At 65.1% G+C, this 19,823-nt stretch carries 19 protein-coding genes; 10 read left to right on the forward strand and 9 right to left on the reverse strand.

All coding sequences use genetic code 11. The features are described from left to right. Positions 1 to 12: 12 nt before the first annotated feature. The 5 genes from ACUXST_RS10875 to hflK all read right to left on the reverse strand — a co-directional run bounded on the left by ACUXST_RS10875 (position 13) and on the right by hflK (position 5,713). Positions 13 to 393, reverse strand: a complete 381-nt coding sequence (locus ACUXST_RS10875; protein ID WP_458389992.1) for a nuclear transport factor 2 family protein — start codon at positions 391 to 393, stop codon at positions 13 to 15. Between the two features lie 10 nt (positions 394 to 403). Next, positions 404 to 2,014, reverse strand: a complete 1,611-nt coding sequence (locus tag ACUXST_RS10880) for a helicase HerA-like domain-containing protein (protein ID WP_458389993.1) — start codon at positions 2,012 to 2,014, stop codon at positions 404 to 406. A 94-nt stretch (positions 2,015 to 2,108) separates the two neighbouring features. Continuing rightward, the gene (locus ACUXST_RS10885) at positions 2,109 to 3,680 is read right to left on the reverse strand and encodes a Do family serine endopeptidase (RefSeq protein ID WP_458389994.1); all 1,572 of its coding nucleotides are present in this window, start codon (positions 3,678 to 3,680) and stop codon (positions 2,109 to 2,111) included. Positions 3,681 to 3,761: 81 nt separating this feature from the next. Then, positions 3,762 to 4,628 carry a protease modulator HflC gene (gene hflC, locus ACUXST_RS10890; RefSeq protein ID WP_458389995.1) on the reverse strand — a complete coding sequence of 289 codons (867 nt, stop codon included), beginning with the start codon at positions 4,626 to 4,628 and terminating at the stop codon, positions 3,762 to 3,764. Further along, positions 4,625 to 5,713, reverse strand: coding sequence for an FtsH protease activity modulator HflK (gene hflK, locus ACUXST_RS10895; RefSeq protein WP_458389996.1), 1,089 nt, complete (start codon positions 5,711 to 5,713; stop codon positions 4,625 to 4,627). Before hflK ends, hflC begins: the two co-directional genes overlap by 4 nt. A gap of 85 nt (positions 5,714 to 5,798) precedes the next feature. On the opposite strand from hflK, the gene ACUXST_RS10900 reads away from it, so the two are divergent. Both ACUXST_RS10900 and ACUXST_RS10905 read left to right on the forward strand, forming a co-directional pair. Then, the gene (locus ACUXST_RS10900) at positions 5,799 to 6,743 is read left to right on the forward strand and encodes an Mrp/NBP35 family ATP-binding protein (protein WP_458389997.1); all 945 of its coding nucleotides are present in this window, start codon (positions 5,799 to 5,801) and stop codon (positions 6,741 to 6,743) included. Between the two features lie 21 nt (positions 6,744 to 6,764). Then, a complete protein-coding gene (locus ACUXST_RS10905) occupies positions 6,765 to 7,205 on the forward strand; it encodes a CoA-binding protein (protein ID WP_458389998.1) in 441 nt (146 codons plus the stop codon). Here ACUXST_RS10905 and ACUXST_RS10910 read toward each other — a convergent pair. Together ACUXST_RS10910 and ubiA are read right to left on the reverse strand one after the other, a co-directional pair. Then, positions 7,202 to 8,548: a TldD/PmbA family protein gene (locus ACUXST_RS10910; RefSeq protein ID WP_458389999.1), complete on the reverse strand. Its 1,347-nt coding sequence runs from the start codon at positions 8,546 to 8,548 to the stop codon at positions 7,202 to 7,204. The genes ACUXST_RS10905 and ACUXST_RS10910 overlap by 4 nt on opposite strands. Positions 8,549 to 8,557: 9 nt before the next feature. Next, complete coding sequence (gene ubiA, locus ACUXST_RS10915) at positions 8,558 to 9,472, reverse strand: 4-hydroxybenzoate octaprenyltransferase (RefSeq protein ID WP_458390000.1); 915 nt, start codon at positions 9,470 to 9,472, stop codon at positions 8,558 to 8,560. 25 nt (positions 9,473 to 9,497) lie between these two features. Between ubiA and ACUXST_RS10920 the strand changes: the two genes are divergently transcribed. From ACUXST_RS10920 to ACUXST_RS10940, 5 genes are all read left to right on the forward strand, one after another. Further along, positions 9,498 to 10,241 (forward strand): 16S rRNA (uracil(1498)-N(3))-methyltransferase, encoded by a 744-nt coding sequence (locus tag ACUXST_RS10920; protein ID WP_458390001.1) that lies wholly within the window; start codon positions 9,498 to 9,500, stop codon positions 10,239 to 10,241. A 28-nt stretch (positions 10,242 to 10,269) separates the two neighbouring features. Next, positions 10,270 to 11,640, forward strand: a complete 1,371-nt coding sequence (locus ACUXST_RS10925; RefSeq protein ID WP_458390002.1) for a glutamate--cysteine ligase — start codon at positions 10,270 to 10,272, stop codon at positions 11,638 to 11,640. A 5-nt stretch (positions 11,641 to 11,645) separates the two neighbouring features. Then, positions 11,646 to 12,608 carry a prolyl aminopeptidase gene (gene pip / locus ACUXST_RS10930; RefSeq protein WP_458390055.1) on the forward strand — a complete coding sequence of 321 codons (963 nt, stop codon included), beginning with the start codon at positions 11,646 to 11,648 and terminating at the stop codon, positions 12,606 to 12,608. Positions 12,609 to 12,670: 62 nt separating this feature from the next. After that, entirely contained in the window at positions 12,671 to 13,714 is a 1,044-nt protein-coding gene (obgE, locus tag ACUXST_RS10935; RefSeq protein WP_458390003.1) for a GTPase ObgE, read from the forward strand. Further along, positions 13,711 to 14,613, forward strand: a complete 903-nt coding sequence (locus ACUXST_RS10940; protein ID WP_458390004.1) for an NAD-dependent epimerase/dehydratase family protein — start codon at positions 13,711 to 13,713, stop codon at positions 14,611 to 14,613. The genes obgE and ACUXST_RS10940 overlap by 4 nt, the downstream gene beginning before the upstream one ends. 8 nt (positions 14,614 to 14,621) lie before the next feature. Here ACUXST_RS10940 and ACUXST_RS10945 read toward each other — a convergent pair whose 3' ends face one another. Beyond that, on the reverse strand, positions 14,622 to 15,305 hold the full coding sequence (locus tag ACUXST_RS10945) for an SAM-dependent methyltransferase (protein ID WP_458390005.1): 684 nt from the start codon (positions 15,303 to 15,305) through the stop codon (positions 14,622 to 14,624). A gap of 154 nt (positions 15,306 to 15,459) precedes the next feature. Between ACUXST_RS10945 and ACUXST_RS10950 the strand changes: the two genes are divergently transcribed. From ACUXST_RS10950 to ACUXST_RS10960, 3 genes are read left to right on the forward strand one after another with little or no spacing between them, the layout of a single operon-like run. After that, a complete protein-coding gene (locus tag ACUXST_RS10950; protein WP_458390006.1) occupies positions 15,460 to 15,708 on the forward strand; it encodes an acyl carrier protein in 249 nt (82 codons plus the stop codon). After that, positions 15,705 to 16,907, forward strand: a complete 1,203-nt coding sequence (spt, locus tag ACUXST_RS10955) for a serine palmitoyltransferase (protein WP_458390007.1) — start codon at positions 15,705 to 15,707, stop codon at positions 16,905 to 16,907. The genes ACUXST_RS10950 and spt overlap by 4 nt, the downstream gene beginning before the upstream one ends. Before the next feature lie 56 nt (positions 16,908 to 16,963). Continuing rightward, positions 16,964 to 18,946: an ATP-binding protein gene (locus ACUXST_RS10960; RefSeq protein WP_458390008.1), complete on the forward strand. Its 1,983-nt coding sequence runs from the start codon at positions 16,964 to 16,966 to the stop codon at positions 18,944 to 18,946. Here ACUXST_RS10960 and ACUXST_RS10965 read toward each other — a convergent pair. After that, positions 18,903 to 19,814, reverse strand: coding sequence for a hypothetical protein (locus ACUXST_RS10965; protein ID WP_458390009.1), 912 nt, complete (start codon positions 19,812 to 19,814; stop codon positions 18,903 to 18,905). The two genes, ACUXST_RS10960 and ACUXST_RS10965, sit on opposite strands and share 44 nt — an antisense overlap. Positions 19,815 to 19,823 lie beyond the last annotated feature (9 nt).

Genomic DNA, 19,823 nt, shown 5'->3' on the forward strand with positions numbered 1-19,823 from the left:
CCTTCGTTTGGTCTAGCTGCTGCCGGCGCACTCACCCGCCGGCGCGGGGGTCGAGTGGCGGCGGATCACGCGCCAGCGACCATCGTCGAACACCCAGACATCGGTAAGGAGGACGCAATCCTCGATCACCCGGCTCATGTACTTGATGCGCCAGCGGGCGAGGACCGTTCCGACCAGAACATGCTCGAGGACCGACGCGTCGCGAACCTCGATGTCGATCGAATCAACATCGCGTCGCTCGATCGCCTCCAGCCATTCTCCGCGGGTCATGCTGAAAGCGCCCGCCGCGCGGGAGCCGATCAGCACGAAGTCGGGGTGAAGCAGCCGCTTGAGAGCTTCGATGTCCTTCTTGCACAAGGCATCGCGCCACTGGTTCTCCAGTGATTCGATCAATTCGCAATTGCTAGCGGCCACGCATCAGACCTCCGAGGATGCCGCGAAGCAGCTGATTGCCGAGTTGGCGGCCGACCGAGCTTGCCGCTGCTCGCGTCGCCGAAACGATGACCTTGTCGTAGACGGTCGGACGGGCCGCCTCGCGTTGCGCACGCGCCTGCTGCTGGGCTTCCTGGCGCTGGCGCTGCGCATCGAGCCGCTCCTGCTCGCGCTGGGTGCGCAGCCGTTCGCGCTCGGCAGCAGCATCCGCCTTCGCCTGCTCGGCGGCGGCACGATCTTCGTCCGTCTTGGCCTTCACAGCAGCGGTTGCCGCGGCGGCCTCGGCCGTCTTCGCGCCAAGCATCTCCTTCGCGGACTGGCGGTCGACGGCCGCATCATACTTATCGGCGATCTGATCGGTGGTGACGAGCACCTGACGCTCCTGCGGGCTGATCGGGCCGACCCGAGATGACGGTGGCTTGATCAGTACACGCTGGACCGGCTCGGGGGAGCCGTCTTCCTGAAGGAGCGAGACCAGAGCTTCGCCGATCTTGAGTTCGGTAATGGCACTCGAAACGTCGATCGCCGGATTTGGCCGGAACGTGTCTGCCGCTGCCTTCACCGCCTGCTGGTCGCGCGGGGTGAAGGCGTTCAGCTTGTGCTGGACGCGGTTGCCGAGTTGGGCCGCGACGGTGTCCGGGATGTCGATCGGGTTTTGCGTGATGAAGTAGACCCCGACGCCCTTCGAACGGATCAGCCGAACCACTTGCTCGATCTTCTCCAGCAGCGCCTGCGGAGCGTCGGCAAACAGCAGGTGCGCCTCGTCGAAGAAGAAGCAGAGCTTCGGCAATGGCTGGTCGCCGACCTCGGGCAGGTCCTCGAACAGCTCGGAAAGCAGCCAGAGCAGGAAAGTGGAATAGAGCCGCGGGCTCTGCATCAGCTTGTCGGCAGCGAGGATGTTGACCACGCCGCGAGCGCTCTCGTCGACGTGCAGGAAGTCCTGCAGCTCCAGCGCAGGCTCACCGAAAAAGTGATCGCCGCCCTGACTACGCAGTTGAAGAAGCGACCGCTGGATCGAGCCGACCGACGGCTTCGAAACGTTGCCATATTCGAGCGTCAGCTCGTCTGCGCGCTGCCCCACGTTGACCAGCATCGCCTGAAGGTCGTCGAGGTCGAGGAGCGGCAGCGCTTCCTTGTCGGCGACGTGGAAGGCGATGGTCAGCACGCCCTCCTGCACTTCGTTTAGGTTCATCAGCCGCGCCAGCAGGAGCGGTCCCATCTCGCTGACCGTAGTGCGGATCGGATGACCCTGTTCTCCGAACAGGTCCCACAGCTGGACCGGACACTCCCGGTACTGCCAGCCAGCATAACCGATATCCTGCGCACGGGCCGCAAACACCTCGTGGATCTTCGACGTCGGCGATCCGGGCATCGCGAGCCCCGAGAGATCTCCCTTCACGTCGGCGACGAAGGTGGGGATGCCGGCGGCCGACATGCCCTCGACGATACCTTGAAGGGTGACGGTCTTGCCCGTCCCGGTCGCTCCAGCGATCAGGCCGTGGCGGTTCGCACGCGAGAGATTGAGCTGCTGCGAATTACCTCCGCCTGAAGCAGCTCCAATGAAAATTGCAGCGTCGCTCACGAGCTCCCTCTCAGCTGTCGCGCCACTTTGCCGACAGAGCGGGTAAGCGCAAGTGCAACAGTGGCGGATTCCCGATCCGCCACTGCCGAGGACCTTAGTGGCCGCTGATGTCCACGCCGACGAACGCTTCCGGCGAATTGCCGCGCTTCACCAGTAGAAGCACGCTCGGACGTCCGGACTGGCGGGCCGCGTTGACGGCCGTGATCACCTGCGCAGGACTCGTGACCAGCGCGCCGTTCACCGAGATGATCAGGTCGCCGCGCTGCAGGCCCTCGTCGGACGCGTCGCTGTTCGGATCGACCGCCGTGACGATGACGCCATGGACACCGGCCGGGAGGTTCGCCGCACGGGCGACGTCGGGCGTAAGCGGTGCAAGCGAAAGGCCGAGCGCCTTTTGCGCGGGCGCACTCGGAGTGGCCGTGCCGGTCCCCTCGTCGCTCGACCCGCCGCCGCTGATCTTGGCGAGTTGCTCTTCCGTCGGACGATCGCCGACGACGACGTAAACGGTCTGGCGCCGACCGTTGCGGAGCACATCGAGAGGTACTCGCGAACCGACCCGGGTGTTGGCGATCAGGTAGGAAACGCTTTCTTCCTGGCTGACCGGCCGGCCGTTCACCCGAACGATCACGTCGCCCTGCTGCAATCCGCCGCGAGCCGCCGGACCGCCGGCAACGACCGAGCGAACGAGCTCGCCGGAGTTCTTGGCGATGCCGAGCGCAGAAGCCTTGGAATCATCGTCGACGGACTGCAGTCCGACGCCGAGGTAACCGCGCTGGGGGCGCTGGCCGCGCATCAGCGATTCGATCACCGGCCGAGCGAGCTCAGTCGGGATCGCGAGGCCAATGCCGACCGAGGCGCCGGTCGGAGAGATCAGCGCCGAGTTGATGCCGATGACGTTGCCGTTAAGATCGAACATCGGGCCGCCGCTGTTGCCCATGTTGATGGCAGCGTCGGTCTGGATGTAGCGGTCATAGGCGCCGTTGCCGGTGATGCCGCGATGCAGCGCGGAGATGATGCCCGCGGTGACTGTGCTGCCGACGCCGTAGGGATCGCCGATCGCGATAACCCAGTCGCCGACGCGGGCGCGGGTGCTGTCGCCCCACTGCACGAAGGGCAAGCTGCGGCCGTCGATCTTCAGGAGCGCGAGGTCCGAAGTGTCGTCGCGTCCGATGATCCGCGCTGTATATTCCGTGCCGTTGGTCGTCGTGACCGTCACCTGGTCGACTGTACCGGTGCCGTTGAGCCCGGCGATGAGGTGGTTGTTGGTGACGATGTAGCCGTCGGGCGAAATGATGAAGCCGGAGCCAAGCGAGCCGGCTTCGCGCGTGCGGCCCTGGCCGCCGTTGGCGCCGCCGCCGCTGTTGTCCCCCTGGCCCGGGGCAACCGGACTGCCGAAGCGGCGGAAGAACTCCTCGAACGGGTCGGTTTGGGCTTTGACCGGGATTCGCTGCTTGGTGGAGATGTTGACGACCGCGGGCTGAAGACGCGCCACCAGGTCCGCAAAGGACATCGGCGCGCCGGGGCGCGGGGCGATGGAACTGGGGGCGTTTTGCGCGACCTGTGCGCCAGCCTCTCCCGTAGCGAGAGAGAATGCCGTTCCTCCGAGCAACAGGGCCATTGCGACCCCATAGGCGTAGCGCACCTTTCCGGACTCCTTCGAGATCATGGATACTCCATCAATTGGCAGGTTACGCAAGGCGGTAATGTCCCTCCGGCTGAACGCGGATTGAACGTGTCAGTTCATGGCTCAGCGGGAGTGCCCAGCGAATTCCTTGAGATAGTCGTCATTGGGTGACAGCACGACGGTGGTCGGCGCCGATGCCTTGCCGTCCTGATCGCCCACGAACGTGGTTTTGTAGCTCTGCATCGCCCGGTAGAAATCGTAGAACTGCGCGTCCTTGCCGAAGCTTGCGGCGTAGGTTTTCGCCGCGTCGGCGTCCGCCTGAGCCTGGATGATCTGCGCCTGCTTCATGCCCTGGGCGCGGATGGAGCGTGCTTCCTGGAGACGTGCGGTGCGCATGCTCTCGTAGGCGGACTGGAGCGGAGCGCCGTCCGGCAGGTCGGTTTTCTTGATCCGAACGTCGATGATCTGGACCCCGTACTGGCGCGCGATGCGGTTCAGCGAGGCGCGGACGTTTTCCATTACGCCCTGCCGCTCAGGAGACAGAAGCGCCGCGAATGGCCGCTTGCCGAGCTCGTTGCGGACTTCGGAGCCGAGGATCGGCCGAAGCTGCTCACGAAGCTGTTCCTCGTCTCGGGCGCGGATGTACATCAGCAGCGGGTCGACGATGCGGTATCGCGCATAGGCATCGACCTGCAGCCGCCGTTGGTCTGTCGATAGCACCTGCTGGGGCGCCATGTCGACGTCGAGCACGCGCTTGTCGATCCACACGACGCTCTCGGCGAACGGCAGGCGCCAGGAGATTCCGGCGCCGGGTGCGCCGATCGGGCGGCCCGCCTGGTAGCGGTTCAGGATACGGACCGGCTTCCCAAAGCGGACAACAACCGCCTGCTTGGTCTCCGGAACGATCGGGAAGCTTCCAAGCACGATCAGCAGCGCGAGGAAGGCGACGATTGCGGACAGGAGCGGCCGCTCGCGGACGAAGCTGGTCATTGCGCAGGCGCCTTCGGCTGCGAGCGCTGGACCTGGGGCAGCGGCAGGTAGGGAACGACCCCCGGCGTATCGACGATCGTCTTGTCGACCTTCGAGAGCACCTGTTCCATCGTCTCATAGTACATGCGCCGGCGGGTCACGTCGGGGGCCAGCTTGTACTGCTCATAGACCTTGTCGAAAGCCGCGGCCTCGCCCTGGGCCTTGGCAGTGATCTGCAAGGCATAGGCGTTCGCCTGGTTCACGTAGGACTTGGCGTCCTGCTGCGCGGCGGTCACTTCCTTGAACGCGTCATTGACGGCGTCCGGCGGGTCGGCCTGCTTGATGACAACGCCCTGGACCTGGATTCCGGAACGGTAACCGTCGAGAATCTGCTGCATCTTTTCTGCGACTTCGCCCTCGATCATGCTGCGCTTGTCGCCCATTGCGTCGTTCAGGGTGACGTGGCTGATGACGGCGCGCATCGCCGTTTCCGCGACCTGCTTGATGGTCTCGTCCGGCTCGGAAAGCTCGAACAGGTAAAGCTCCGGAGTGCGGATGTTCCACCGGACCGAGTAAGCGATGTCGATCAGGTTCTGGTCGCCAGTCAGCATCAGGTCTTCCGTGCTCGCCGACCCCAGGTCGACGCTCCGGATGTTCTCGACATCCAGCTTCTTCACCCGGTCGAAGGGCGAGGGGAGGGTGATGCCGACGCCCGGCCCCAAGGTAGAATTGTAGCGGCCGAAGCGGCTCACGACCCCGCGCTGGCCGGGGGAGACAGCGTGGACCGAGGTGAACACGAGCCAAAGGCAAACGAGCGCCAGGACTGCCCACACGAGCACTGAACGGTCTCTGCCGCCGGGCATGCCGCCGCCGAAGCGGGCACGGCTGCGCCGCAGCAATTCCTCGAGAGAAGCGCTGCTGTTGCCTGCCGAGATAGCCGAGCGGCGCTTGCGCGGCGGTCCACCCCAGGGGCCGTGGTTGCCCTCTTCGCCGCTGGCCGGGTGATCGTCGGCGCCGCCAGTCGAGCCGTCGCCCGATCCCCAAGGTCCCTTGCTGTCGATGAAAAGGCCCCGGACGCGGGCGCCCAGGCCAGAATGGATGGTCATGACTGCACTGTATAGGAACGGCTGGTCCCGAAAAACAGTGGCGCGAAAAACTGGCAAGTGCGGCCGTGCACCCTATGTCTGCGCAATGGACGACCTCGACACCCTTGATGCGCTACCGCACCGAGACCGCGTTCGTTCGCGGCGCCTTCAAAATGGGGTGGCGACGATCATCGCCGATGCCAGCGGATTGTCGGAAGCCGAGGGCCGGGCGCTGGAGCAGGAGCTGCGTTCCGCCGCGCTGGCGCTACCCGGCGTAACGGACGCACGCGTGGCCATCACTGCGTCGCAGCCAAGCCGAATGCTCATCGCGGTTGGCAGCGGCAAGGGCGGTGTCGGCAAGTCGACCGTCGCCGTGAACCTTGCTGTCGCTCTGGCGCGGATGGGACGCAAAGTCGGATTGGTCGACGCCGACGTCTACGGGCCATCGCAGCCAACGCTCCTGGGCAGCGATCAACGCCCCACGGCAGCGAAAGAGCAACTGATCCCGGTCGAAGCGCACGGGCTCCGATTCCTGTCGCTTGGCCATCTTGTCTCGCCCGGCCACGCGCTCGCCTGGCGTGGGCCGATGGCGACTGGAGCCCTTGCCAAGCTGATGGACGCCGACTGGGGCGATACCGAGCTCATGATCGTCGACATGCCTCCTGGGACTGGCGACGTGCAGCTGTCGCTGATCCAGAAGTCCCGCCCAACGGGTGCGGTGGTCGTTTCCACGCCGCAGGACCTCTCGCTCATCGATGCGCGCCGCGCGGTCGACCTGTTCAACAAGATGAGCGTGCCGGTGCTCGGACTGATCGAGAACATGGCGACCTACGTTTGTCCGCACTGCGGCGAAGCCTCGCACCCGTTCGGGACCGGCGGCGCGGAAGCTGCAGCGACCGAGCTCGCGATTCCGTTCCTCGGCAGGTTGCCATTGTCGCTCGCGATCCGCGAAGCCTCGGACGCAGGCACGCCGCCGGCAGCTTCGAACGGCCCAGAGGCGGACGCGTTCACAGCGATCGCCGCGAAACTGTTAGCAGCCGTGGCGCATTGACCCCTCAACAAGGAGCCTGCAATGCCGCTGACGCGTGACGAGGATATCGCCGAGCTACTTGCGAATGCCCGCACGATAGCGATGGTTGGCGCGTCGGACCGCCCCAACCGCCCGTCCTATGGCGTGATGCAGTTCCTGCAGGAGCATGGATACCGCGTCTTCCCCGTGAATCCGCAGATCCCCGGCGAGCGAATCCTCGGCGAGTTCGTCTGGACGGAGCTGGCGCGGATTGGCGAGCAGATCGACATCGTCGACATCTTCCGTCGCCCCGAAGCGGCCGGCGAGGCCGTAGACCAGGCGATTTTCGTCGGGGCAAAGGCGGTGTGGATGCAGCTGGGCGTGATCAACGAGGAGGCGGCTGCTCGCGCCGAAGCCGCTGGGCTTCAAGTGGTCATGGATCGCTGCCCCAAGATCGAGATCTCGCGCCTGCGCCAGCCGCCGATATCTGGAGACGGCGCCTAGGCCGCGCCGACGGTCATCTCAGGAACTAGAATGGTCGGCGCATCCACGCCGCGGCGCAGGACCAGGTCGGACGCTGGCTCAAGTGTCGCAAACATCTCCTTGAGGTTCGAGGCGATGGTAATCTCGGATACGGGCTCGGCGATTTTGCCACCGCGAACCATGAACCCGACGGCGCCGCGGCTATAGTCGCCGGTGACGCCGTTCACGCCCTGGCCGATCAGCTCGATGATCAAAACGGCCTCGGGGAAGGACGCAAGCAAGTCCTCACGGCTGCGGCTGCCCGCTTCCATCCACAGGTTGCTCGGAGCGGCGGCGGGAGCACCTCCCGCGGACCGCACGGCGTGGCCGGTCGGGGCAATGCCGAGCTGCCGAGCGGAGGCGCTCTCGGAGATCCAGCCCGTCAGGAGGCCGTTAGCGACGAGCTCGCGCCGGTTCACCCGAACGCCTTCGGCATCGAAGGGCCGCGAGCGCAGGCCGCGCGGACGAAGCGGATCGTCGATGATCGTTACGCCCTCGGCAAACACCAACTCGCCAAGCTGGTCCTGAAGGAAGCTGGTCTTCCTGGCTACCGACTGGGCAGTGATGACGGTCGACAGGTGCCCCAACAGGGTCGGCGACACGCGCGGGTCGAACAGCACAGGGTAGCGGCCGGGGCGGGGGCGGGTGGCATTCAGGCGCGAAGCGGCCCGCTCACCGGCGCGACGGCCAATCTCGCCGGCGCTTTCCAGGTCCGCCAGGTAACGCGTGCTATGTCCCTCATAGTCACGCTGCATGCCGGCGCCTTCGCCCGCGACCACGGCGGCCGAGCAATTGTAGCCGGTCGTTCGGTACGCGCCGGAAAAGCCGGCCGACGTCGCCAGGGCGAGCGATGTCGCCGAGGCCCCGGCTCCGGCACCGCTTGAGTTCGAGACGCCGGGCACCGCGAGAGCAGCCGCTTCCGCTTCGAGAGCACGGGCCTGCAGCTCGGCAGGAGTTGGGTCGGCAGTGTCGGCGCTGTCGAAAGGCGGAAGTTCGCCGCGCTGCAAAAGGTCGTCCGGCGCGAGACCTGCGTAGGGGTCTTCGGGTGCCTGGCGAGCCATGGCAACGCAGCGCTCGACCAGGGTCTCGAAGGCTTCTTCCGAGAGATCGGACGACGCGACGGTCGCTGACCGCTGTCCGATGAACACGCGCAAGCCCATCTCCTCGCCTTCGGAGCGGTTGACCGATTCGAGTTCACCCAAGCGCACGTCGACGCTGGTGGATAGCTGGCCGACGTAGATCGCATCTGCTGCGGACGCGCCGGCGGCGAGCCCACGTTGGACGAGCGATTCGGCGAGGCGGCGGGCGTGTTCGGGATCAAGCATGGCCGGCCGCTAGCGCGACGAGAGGCCCACGACCAGCATTGCGAAGAACACGAGCAGGCCGCAACTCCGGTTCGAGCGGAACAGACGAAGGGCGAGCGCGCCATCGCTCGGATCCGCGCGCAGCGCCTGATTGCCCAGGTGCAGAGCTGCCGGGATGAGTGTCGCGATGGCTAGCCAGTCGGGGCGAACGGACCAGATCGCCGCGCCCCAGAGCAGCAGTGCTGCTGCGTAGAACAGGCCAACTCCCAGCGATGCATTCTGACCTAGACGACGTGCGGACGATTTGACGCCTACCAGTACGTCATCCTCGATGTCCTGGATCGCGTATAGGGTGTCGTAGCCGATCACCCAGGCGATGCTTCCGAACCACAGAAGAAACGGCGTCCAGGACAGGGCTCCTGTCAGGGCCGGCCAGCCGACCAGCGCGCCCCACGAGAATACAAGCCCAAGCCACGCCTGCGGCCACCAGGTGATCCGCTTCATGAATGGATATGCCGCGACTGGTGCGACGCTGACGATCGCGACGACGGCAGCCGTGAGGTTGAGCTGGATGAGAACAAGCAGTCCGATCGCGCAGAGGACGCCAATCAGCAACCATGCGGAGCGGAGCGAAACGCGGTCGCTGGCGAGCGGGCGGAGCCGGGTCCGCTCGACCATCCTGTCGAGATCCCGGTCGACGATGTCGTTGTACACGCAGCCGGCGCTGCGCATCGCGAATGCGCCCAGCGCCAGCCACAGGAACAGTTCCCAACGCCCGCCTACGCCAGCCAGTGCGACGCTCCACGCGCATGGCCAGTAGAGCAGCCAGCTGCCGATCGGCCGGTCCAGCCGCATCAGCGACGCGAACGGGCGCAGGCGCGGGGGCAGCGCCCCGACGAAGCCTTGGCGCTCGCTGTCCGGAACGATGTCGGTGGTGGCGGTCACTGCCGCACCTAAGTAGGAGGCGGCGATGCCCGCAACCCCCGCTTGGCCACCCAAGAGCCTGCCGCGCCTGTTCGTGCGCGCGCCACTAGGCAACGCAGCGAGCATCGAGCTCGACTCCAAGCAGGCGAACTATCTGGGGAATGTGCTGCGGATGGGCATTGGCGCCGAACTGCTCGTGTTCGACGGCGCTTCGGGAGAGTGGCTCGCACGGGTCGAGGAGGCGAGCAAGAAACGAATGACGCTCTCGATCGAGCGGAAGACGCGCGAGGCGGAGACGATTCCCGACGTCTGGCTGGCGTTCGCGCCTGTGAAGCGCACGCAGACTGATTGGCTGGTCGAGAAAGCGACCGAGCTCGGCGTGGGGAGACTCGTGCCGGTGATGACGGAACGAACGGTCGCCGAACGCGTGCGCCTGGACCGGCTTGGAAGCATCGCCATCGAAGCGGCGGAACAATGCGGACGGACACGCCTGCCCGACATCGCCGAGCCAGAGCCGCTGTCCCGGTTGCTTGCCACCCGCGAGGTCGAACGCACGCTCTACTTCGCGGACGAAAGCCGTGACGGAGAGCCGGCTGGAACCGCGTTCCAATCAGGGGCCGCGCTCATCCTGACCGGCCCGGAAGGCGGCTTCACAGAGGCCGAGCGGCAGTCGGTCCGCGCGGCGCCCAACGCCATCGCCCTATCGCTCGGTCCACGCATTCTTCGCGCGGAGACTGCCGCGCTTGCAGCGCTCGCTGCTTACATGACTGTTGTTGGCGACTGGCGCTGAAGTCCCGCCACCGCTACGGCGCGCGCCGATGACGACCCGAACCGATGACGGCGAAAGCCCGCTGATCGAGACCCGTGAGGACCTGCTGGCGGCGTTCTCAGGAGGCGAGAAGCCGCTAGAGCGCTGGCGCATCGGCACGGAGCACGAGAAGTTCGTGTATCGCGTCGCCGATCACCGCGCCCCGAGCTACGATGAGCCAGGCGGTATCCGCGACCTGCTGATGGGTCTGACGGAATATGGCTGGAAGCCGATCGTCGAGAACGGCAACGTCATCGCCCTGAGCGGCGTCGACGGTAACATCAGCCTGGAGCCCGCCGGCCAGTTCGAGCTTAGCGGAGCGGCGCTCGAGAACCTGCACCAGACCTGCGCCGAGGCGGCGCGGCACCTCGACCAGTGCAAGTCGGTCGGCGAGCGGCTTGGGCTTGGCTTCCTTGGGCTGGGCATGTGGCCGGATAAGGCGCGCACCGACCTGCCGCGCATGCCCAAGGGCCGCTACGCGATCATGCTGAACTACATGCCGAAGGTCGGCATGCTGGGTCTCGACATGATGCTTCGGACCTGCACGATTCAGGTGAACCTCGACTATTCGAGCGAAGCAGACATGGTGAAGAAATTCCGGGTGGGCCTGGCGCTGCAGCCGATCGCCACCGCGCTGTTCGCAAACTCGCCGTTCACCGAAGGCAAGCCCAACGGGTTCAAGAGCTTCCGTAGCCACATCTGGGAAGACACCGACCCCGATCGGACCGGCATGCTGCCCTTCGTCTTCGAGGACGGGTTCGGGTACGAACGCTACTGCGACTACGCGCTCGACGTGCCGATGTATTTCGTGTTCCGCGACGGCAAGTACATCGATGTCGCTGGCCGCAGCTTCCGCGATTTCCTCGACGGGCGATTAGCGGAACTTCCAGGGCAGAAGCCGCGGGTCAGCGACTGGATCGATCATCTCTCGACGGCTTTTCCGGAGGTCCGGCTCAAGAGCTTCCTTGAGATGCGGGGCGCCGATGGCGGCCGCTGGGGGAAGATCTGCGCTCTTCCGGCGCTTTGGGTCGGGCTGCTTTACGATGACCAGGCCCTGGACGCGGCGTGGGACCTGGTGAAGCACTGGACAATCGAGCAGCGCGAGCAGCTCCGCCACCAGGTGCCGCGCCAGGCGCTCGACGGCACAACGCCTGATGGCGAACCGATGCGCGAATTCGCTGCGCGGGTGCTCGACGTTGCTGCGGCGGGACTGACCCGGCGGGCCCAGCTCAACAGCGCCGGCGACAATGAAGGTGGGTTCCTCGACCCATTGCACGAGGTGGTGGCGACGGGCATCACGCCCGCCGACCGCCTGTTGCCCAAGTATCATGGCGAGTGGCACGGCGACCTTTCGCGCATCTACGAGGAGTTCAGCTTCTGATGGACATGCCCGTCGCAAACCGCCGCACCCTGTACCCAGAGATCCAGCCCTACCGGAGCGGACACCTCGACGTTGGCGAGGGCCACAATCTCTATTGGGAATTGTGCGGCAACCCCGGAGGAAAGCCGGCCGTGTTCCTTCACGGCGGTCCCGGCGGCGGCATCAGCGAGGATCATCGGCGGCAATTCAACCCCGAGAAGTATAATGTCCTGCTGTTCGACCAGCGCGGCTGCGGCAAGTCCACGCCGTATGCGAGCCTGGAAGCGAACACCACGTGGGATATCGTCGCCGACCTCGAGAAGCTGCGCGAGATGCTCGGCATCGAGCGCTGGCAGGTTTTCGGAGGCTCCTGGGGCTCTACGCTTGCGCTCACATACGCGGAGGCTCACCCGGAGCGGGTCACCGAACTCGTGCTTCGCGGCATCTTCCTGTTCCAGCAGTTCGAGATCGACTGGATGTACAAGGAAGGCGGCGCATCGCAGCTGTTCCCTGACAAGTGGGAAGAGTTCGTCGCTCCGATCCCAGAGGATGAGCGCGGCGATCTGGTCGAAGCCTACCGCAAGCGGCTGACGGGCGAAGTCAAGGACGAGCAGCTTCGTGCCGCCAAGGCGTGGAGCAAGTGGGAGGGCGAGATCGTCACTCTGCTACCCAGTCCGGAGACGATCGATGAGTTCACCGACGCCAACAAGGCCGTCGCGATTGCGCGCATCGAGAACCACTACATGGCCAATTCAGGCTGGCTCGACGAAGGGCAACTGTTGCGCGACGCAGGCAAGCTCAAGGGCATTCCTGGGGTCATCGTGCAGGGCCGCTACGACTGCTGCACCCCGCCCAAGGCCGCATGGCAGCTGAAGAAGGCTTGGCTTGACGTCGAGCTCAACATCATCCCGGACGCGAGCCACATGTATAACGAGCCGGGAAACCTTGATGCTCTGATCCGCGCCACGGACCGGTTCGCGGACGCCTAGGACTCAGGCTGGCAGCGCCGAAGGTTTCTAACCCGCTCCGCATCGCCTAATGGCGCGGCGCTATGCATTTTCTCGACCAAGCCAAGATTTTCGTCCGGTCCGGTGCCGGCGGCCCCGGCGCCGTCAGCTTCCGCCGTGAAAAGTTCGTTGAGTTCGGTGGCCCTGACGGAGGTGACGGCGGCAAGGGCGGCGACATCGTCTTCGAGGCCGTGCCCGGACTGAATACGCTGATCGACTTCCGCTACACCCAGCACTTCCGTGCTCCGCGCGGCAAAGGCGGATCGGGAAGCAACCGCACCGGCGCAGGCGGCGCCGACCTGGTCATCAAGGTGCCTGTTGGGACGCAAATCCTCGCCGATGACGAAGATCGCACCCTGCTCGCTGATCTCACCGAGGTAGGCCAGCGCATTACCTTCCTAGAGGGCGGAATGGGTGGGCGAGGCAATGCGAGCTACAAGACATCGACCAACCGCGCGCCGCGTCAGCACCAGACGGGCATCCCGGGCGAGGAAATGTATGTCTGGCTGCGCCTGAAGCTGCTTGCCGATGTTGGCTTGCTGGGCCTGCCGAATGCCGGCAAGTCGACGTTCCTGAACGCAGTTACGAACGCTGCCGCGAAGGTTGGTGACTATCCATTCACAACGCTCCGTCCGCAGCTTGGCGTGGTCAGGCACAAGGGCCGAGAGTTCGTGATCGCTGACATCCCGGGTCTCATCGAGGGGGCCGCCGAAGGCGCCGGGATTGGCGACCGCTTTCTGGGCCACGTAGAGCGCACGCGGCTGCTGCTCCACCTGATTGATGGCTCCGGGAACGATCCGCTCGATGCCTGGCAGATCGTCCGCGGGGAGATCGAGGATTACGGCTCCGGCCTAGGTGAGAAGCCGGAGATCATCGCTCTCACCAAGGCGGACCTGCTGGACGACAAGCAGCGAGCCAAGCTGATAAAGGCCTTGGAAAAGGCGACGGGGCAGAAGGTCTTCCCGATCTCCGCCCCGCTCGACGAGGGTGTCGGCGTCCTGCTCGACGCGATCATCGAGCGTCTCGGCACGGCAGCCGTCGAGAGCAAGGAAGCCGCCGCTGACGAAAAGCCCTGGACCCCGCTGTGAGGCTGGCGATCACCGGTGGCACGGGCTTCGTCGGCTCGCATCTCATCGATGCCGCACTGGCAGCGGGTCATACGGTCGCCGCACTGACTCGCCGCGAGCAGCCGGAGCGGGAGAATGTGGAATGGGTCAGCGGTAGTCTCGAAGACCGCGATGCCGTCCGCCGGCTGGTGACGGACGCTGACGCGGTGGTTCACGTCGCCGGCGTGATCAACGCGCCGAACGCAGCCGCTTTCGAGCAGGGCAATGTCGCCGGAACCTTGTCGATGCTCGCTGCGGCCACGGCGGGCGGCGTGCACCGGTTCGTTCACGTGTCCTCGCTGGCGGCCCGAGAGCCGAACCTCTCCTTGTACGGTGGGTCGAAAGTACGGGCCGAGGACCTCGTCATGCGCTCCGGGTTGGACTGGACGATCGTTCGGCCGCCGGCGGTTTACGGCCCGGGCGACCGCGAGACGCTGGAGCTGTTTCGAATGGCGAGGATGGGGGTCCTGCTCATGCCGCCCGGCGGGAGGGTCTCACTCATCCACGTCGATGACCTCGCCAGGCTGTTGCTTACGCTGGTCGGCGATGCACCAGGAAACCTCATCATCGAAGCTGATGATGGGCGACCCGGAGGCTGGAGCCACCGCGAATTCGGCCGTGCGCTCGGCGGGGCCGTCGGGACGCGGCCCGTCATAGTATCGGCACCCGCTCTGTTTCTTCGCTTGGCGGCCCAGGCCGACCAACTCGTGCGGGGCTCGCGCGCGAAGCTGACCCCGGACCGGGCCGCTTATTTCCTGCACCCGGACTGGGTCATCGATCCGAAACGGGCGTGCCCCCCTGATCTTTGGCGGCCCCAGGTCGAGACAATCCAGGGGCTGAAAGACACCGCAGCCTGGTATCGGCGGAATAACTGGCTCTAGGCACCTGACTACGCGTTCGGACGGGAAATCTCGAACAGCCAATTCTTCGCGCTTGGACGCTCCGGGCCAAGGCCCCATTCCTGAAGGGTCCCAAGGCTCACGCATTTGAGGCCGGCCTTAGTGGCCAGAGACTGGAAGAAATCAGGCCCGGCTTCGGTGACCGGAAACTCGAGCCACGATCCGCGCTGATTGAAGGGCGTTCCCTCCGGCGTCACCCATGCCGAGAACCAGCCGATGCCGTCAGGCTTCAGCAGCGTCGCGGCGGCTTCCATGAAGCGTTCGACCAGCCGCAGCGGGAAATGGATGACGACGTTGAAGCTCCACAGGCGGTCGAATGTCCCTGTCGGCAGCTGATCCAGACCGAAGTCATCACTGCGGATGAGCTGCGGCTGACGCTCCAGCAGGTTGAAGTGCGCCGCAACGTCGCGCGCCGCAGCGATCCGCTCAGGGCTGATGTCGACGCCGGTATAGTGGCCCGGCTCCAGGTAACGGATCAAGGGAGTGCCGATCTGAAGCGGGCCGCAGCCGATCTCGAGAAACTGGTGCTCTGGCTGAAGCCCGAGCCGCTCCAGCATCCTGGCCTGCAGTTGTTGGTCGCCCTGCCAAACGCCGGTTGGACCCCGCATCAATTCCAGGCGGCGCTCAAGGTCGACGTCTTCAAGCTCGAGATTGTCGGTCGAAATGTGGATCATCCGCGGCCCGTAACAGCGTTCCAGCCGCGATAACAACAGACTAGCCGAGCAAGGACCGCGGTTTGTCGGACCAGGTACCGGGATCGGTCCGCCTGCCGCCGCAATCGCGCCCCATTGCGTTGCGAAGCGGGCACTCCACTATTACGAGCCACACATGCCTGACCGCCAGCAAACACTCCGCAAAGTCCTCGACCTCATCGAGCCCCTCAACAAGAAGGGGGTGACCGTCACGGAATCGACCCGTTTCGCCCAGGATCTCGAGTGGGACAGCCTCACCGTCCTCGATTTCGTCGCGACCATCGAGGACGAGTTCGACGTGATGATCACGATGAACATGCAGGCCGAGATCGAGAGCGTCGGTCAGCTGGTGGACTCACTGCAAAGGCTCACGGCCGCCAAGTGACGGACCTGTTCGCCAAGTTCCAACCCATGATCGAGGTGCGCGAGCAACTCCTCGAAAGCGGGGTCACCGACCCGTTCAATCTCGTCATGGAACGGGTTGAGAGCCCAACGGTCGCTATCTGCAACGGCCGCCGCACGATTCTGCTAGGCACTTACAACTACATGGGCATGACGTTCGACCCGGACGTCATCGCCGCCGGCAAACAGGCTCTAGAGGAGTTCGGATCAGGGACGACTGGCAGCCGGGTGCTCAATGGGACCTATGCAGGGCATCGGGCTGTCGAAGAGGCTTTGAAGGAATTCTACGGGATGGATCACGCGATGGTCTTCTCGACGGGCTACCAAGCCAACCTCGGTATAATCTCGACGCTTGCCGGCAAGGACGACTACATCGTCCTGGACATCGACAGCCACGCGTCGATCTACGACGGTTGCGCGCTCGGCAACGCGCAGATCGTGCCGTTCCGCCACAATGACGTCGGAGCGCTGGAGAAGCGGCTCCAGCGCATTCCCGAGGGCGCCGGCAAGCTCGTCGTTCTTGAGGGCGTCTATTCCATGCTCGGCGACGTTGCGCCGCTCAAGGAGATGATCGCCGTCTGCAAGGCGAACGGCGCAATGGTGCTGGTCGACGAGGCTCACTCCATGGGATTCATGGGCGAGCGCGGCCGAGGCGTCGCGGAGGCGCAGGGCGTCATCGACGACGTCGACTTCATTATCGGCACCTTCTCGAAGTCCGTAGGGACGGTTGGCGGTTTCTGCGTGTCGAACCATCCCAAGTTCGAGATTATGCGGCTGGTCTGCCGACCCTATGTATTCACTGCGTCGCTGCCGCCGTCGGTAGTTGCAACTGCGGCCACATCCATTCGCAAGCTGATGCGTTCCGGCGACAAGCGCGCCCATCTTTGGGAGAATTCCAAGCGCCTTCATGCCGGCCTCCGGCAGCTCGGCTTCACACTGGGCACGGATGAGCCGCAATCGGCGATCATCGCCGTCATCATGCCCGACCTCGAGAAGGGCGCGGCCATGTGGGAGGCGCTCCTCGACGAGGGCCTTTACGTCAATCTGGCGCGCCCACCGGCGACGCCAGCCGGAATGACTCTGCTGCGCTGTTCGCTGTGCGCTCTCCACACGGAAGAGCAGGTTGGCGAAATCCTGGACATGTTCGCTGCGGCAGGACGTGCAAGCGGCTGTATAAGCTGAGCAACTAAAGCCACGTGTGGCTTCCGCCCAATCGTTAACACGTATAGACTGAACGCATGATTGGGGACGGGGACGAAGTCCGGGTCGACTGGCGGCGCGGGGGAGCGGCGGCTGCCGGTCTGCTGGCAGCGCTCGTCCTCATGACGATGGTCGTTCTCGTCGCTTTGTCGAACGGCTCGCGCGAAAAGGCCCTTCAGGCGGAGCGGCACGCCTATGACGTCGCGCTCGTCGTGCGGAACGTCAGCTCCAACACCTCGCGCGCCGAATCCGCTCTCGCCCGCTTCGTTCTGGACGAGTCCCCTCTGACGGGGACCGTCTATTACAATGACTGGCAGCTCGCGGGATACCAGATCGAGCAGCTCGGCAAGCTGGTGCACGGCGAGGCCGAGCAGCAGAAGCGGGTTGGCGAGCTTCAGGTGCTGTACCGCAAGCGTGGCGACCAGCTTGCCCTCGCCGCCCAGGCTGCGGCGCTCGAAAAGGGCCAGAGCGGCATCAACTACTTCTATAGCGCCGGCAAAGACCCGACGGCACAGGCGCTCGACGCCAAGTTGGACCAGATTATCGCCGCCGAACGGCAGTCGCTGCGCAACCGCCAGGAACAGAGCGAGTTCTTCACGGCCCAGGCGGATCAGTTCACGGATTACCTGAGCTGGCTGGGTATTCTCGTCGGTGCCGGCGCAATCTTCCTTGGTGTGGTGGCTGTGCAGGCGCTTCGCCAGAACGCGCGAGCCCGCAAACATGCCGAATCGGAGGCTGAGCGCGCCGAAGTCCTCGAACAGGCAGTGCGTCAGCGGACGCAGGAGCTCTGGGAAGCCAACGAGGCGCTCAAGGCGGAAGCGGAAGAACGACAGGCGGCCGAGGCCCAGCTTCGGCAAGTGCAGAAGATGGAAGCGGTCGGGCAGCTGACCGGCGGCATCGCGCACGACTTCAACAACATGCTTGCGGTTGTGGTGGGCGGCATCGACCTTGCCCAGCGGCGGCTGAACGGGCCGCGCCGCGAGGTCCTGACCCATCTCCAGAATGCGATGGAAGGCGCGACCCGCGCCGCCGCACTGACCCGTCGTCTGTTGTCCTTCGCCCGTTCTGAGCCGCTGCTGCCCGAACGGGTCGACAGCAACGAACTGATTGCCAGCATGTCCGACCTGCTCGACCGTACGCTCGGCGAGCGGGTTCGCTTCAAGGTCGACCTCTCGTCTGACGCATGGCCGATCTACGTCGACGCTCACCAGCTCGAGAACGCGATCGTGAACCTGGCGGTGAACGCGCGCGACGCAATGGACGGTCAGGGAGTGCTTCGCATCAGCACCGCGAACGTGCGGCTTGGCGCCAACGAAATCGGCGACGTTCGGGCGGGAGAATATGTGCGAGTCAGCGTCTCGGACACGGGATGCGGCATGCCGCCCGACGTGCTGGAGCGAGCTTTCGAGCCCTTCTTCACCACCAAGCCGGTTGGCAAGGGTACCGGCCTCGGCCTCAGCCAGATCTTCGGTTTCGCGCATCAGTCGGGCGGCGAAGTCGGGATCCAGAGCAGGGTCGGCCAGGGGACCACCGTATCCATCTACCTGCCTCGCACCGAAGCGAAAGCGCCGGTGCGGTTTCATCCGACGGCAGCGCGGGTCGAGCCGGAAACGCATGTCCCCGGCGCGCGCATCCTGGTTGTCGAGGACGACCCGCGCGTTCGCTCGGCAACGATGGGCGCGCTCGAAGACCTTGAATATGAGCCGGTCGCCTGTTCGAGCGGTGCCGAGGCGATCGCATTGTTCGAGAGCCAGGATTTCGACCTCGTCATAAGCGACGTCATCATGCCCGAAATGACCGGGCCCGAGCTCATCCGGTACCTGAAGAGCACCTACGCTCGCAGCTTCGCCGTCCTGTTCGTGACCGGCTACGTGGGCGACGGAGAAAGCGATGACCTCCGCGGCTACGAGTTGCTGCGCAAGCCATTTACCGTCAGCGCACTGGCGACAGCGGTGTCCGGCGCCCTGACGCGCAGCGTCAGCGAACGGCGCCCGATCTCAGCAGCCGTGGCAAAACGCTAATCGCCGCCAGCAGCGGGTGGCGCCGTTGCCAGGGTTTGAGTTCGATGGCTGTACCGGCGTGCCGGTTGATCTTCCAGACTATGTAATCGGCGCCACCAGCGAAGGTCAGGCTCGCCTTGGCGAGGCGTGCTACTGAGTAGCGCTTCCCATGGGCCTGCATTCGCCGCCACCAGCGTTCAGCCTGGGGTCGACTGCGGATCAGGGGCGCCTCGCCAGTGGAACCGATCTCCTGGCCTGCGGTGATCTGCTTCAGCGCGGCGATGCCGAACCGCTCGTAACGGTCCGGGTCGGCCTCGACGAGAGAGGTGGCCCGGCTTTGGCGCTCCGCTCGAAGCTCCGCGTTGAAAGTCAGCTGAAACGCCTTGCTCCACAACAGTTGGGGAGAGGCTGTTCCAGCGATCGGGAGAGTCCATCCGAGCAACGAGGGAGCAGCCGCATTGATGGCATCGACGACTGTGCAACTTGCTTCTTGGTCAGCTGACCACACCAGCCGCGAGGGCTGCGCAAAACGAGCCGCCGTCGACACCGTCCAGGCCTCCGGGCCGCACTCGTGGGCGAAGTCGCGCTCATTGAGGACCGCATATTTGGCGACCAGCCCGGAATGCTCGAAATAGAATACGTTCGGCGGGATCAGCCGGTTGGCCGTGGCAAGCCAGCGTTTCGTGTAGGCGGCGCGATAATCCGAAACGATCAGGTAAAAGTCGAGCATCAGCCCTTCGAGCTCGCGCTGGCGCAGGCAGGATCCGTAGAAGAGCACCGCTCGGCTTGCTGCGCCGTGCTTCTCGGCGATCGCCCGCGCCATCTCACTGACGCGCGGGTCGACAGGCAGCGCCAACTCCTCGGCAACGAGCTCACGCACTTCCGACATTGAAACCTG

It is taken from the genome of Sphingomonas sp. F9_3S_D5_B_2, from assembly GCF_054263715.1.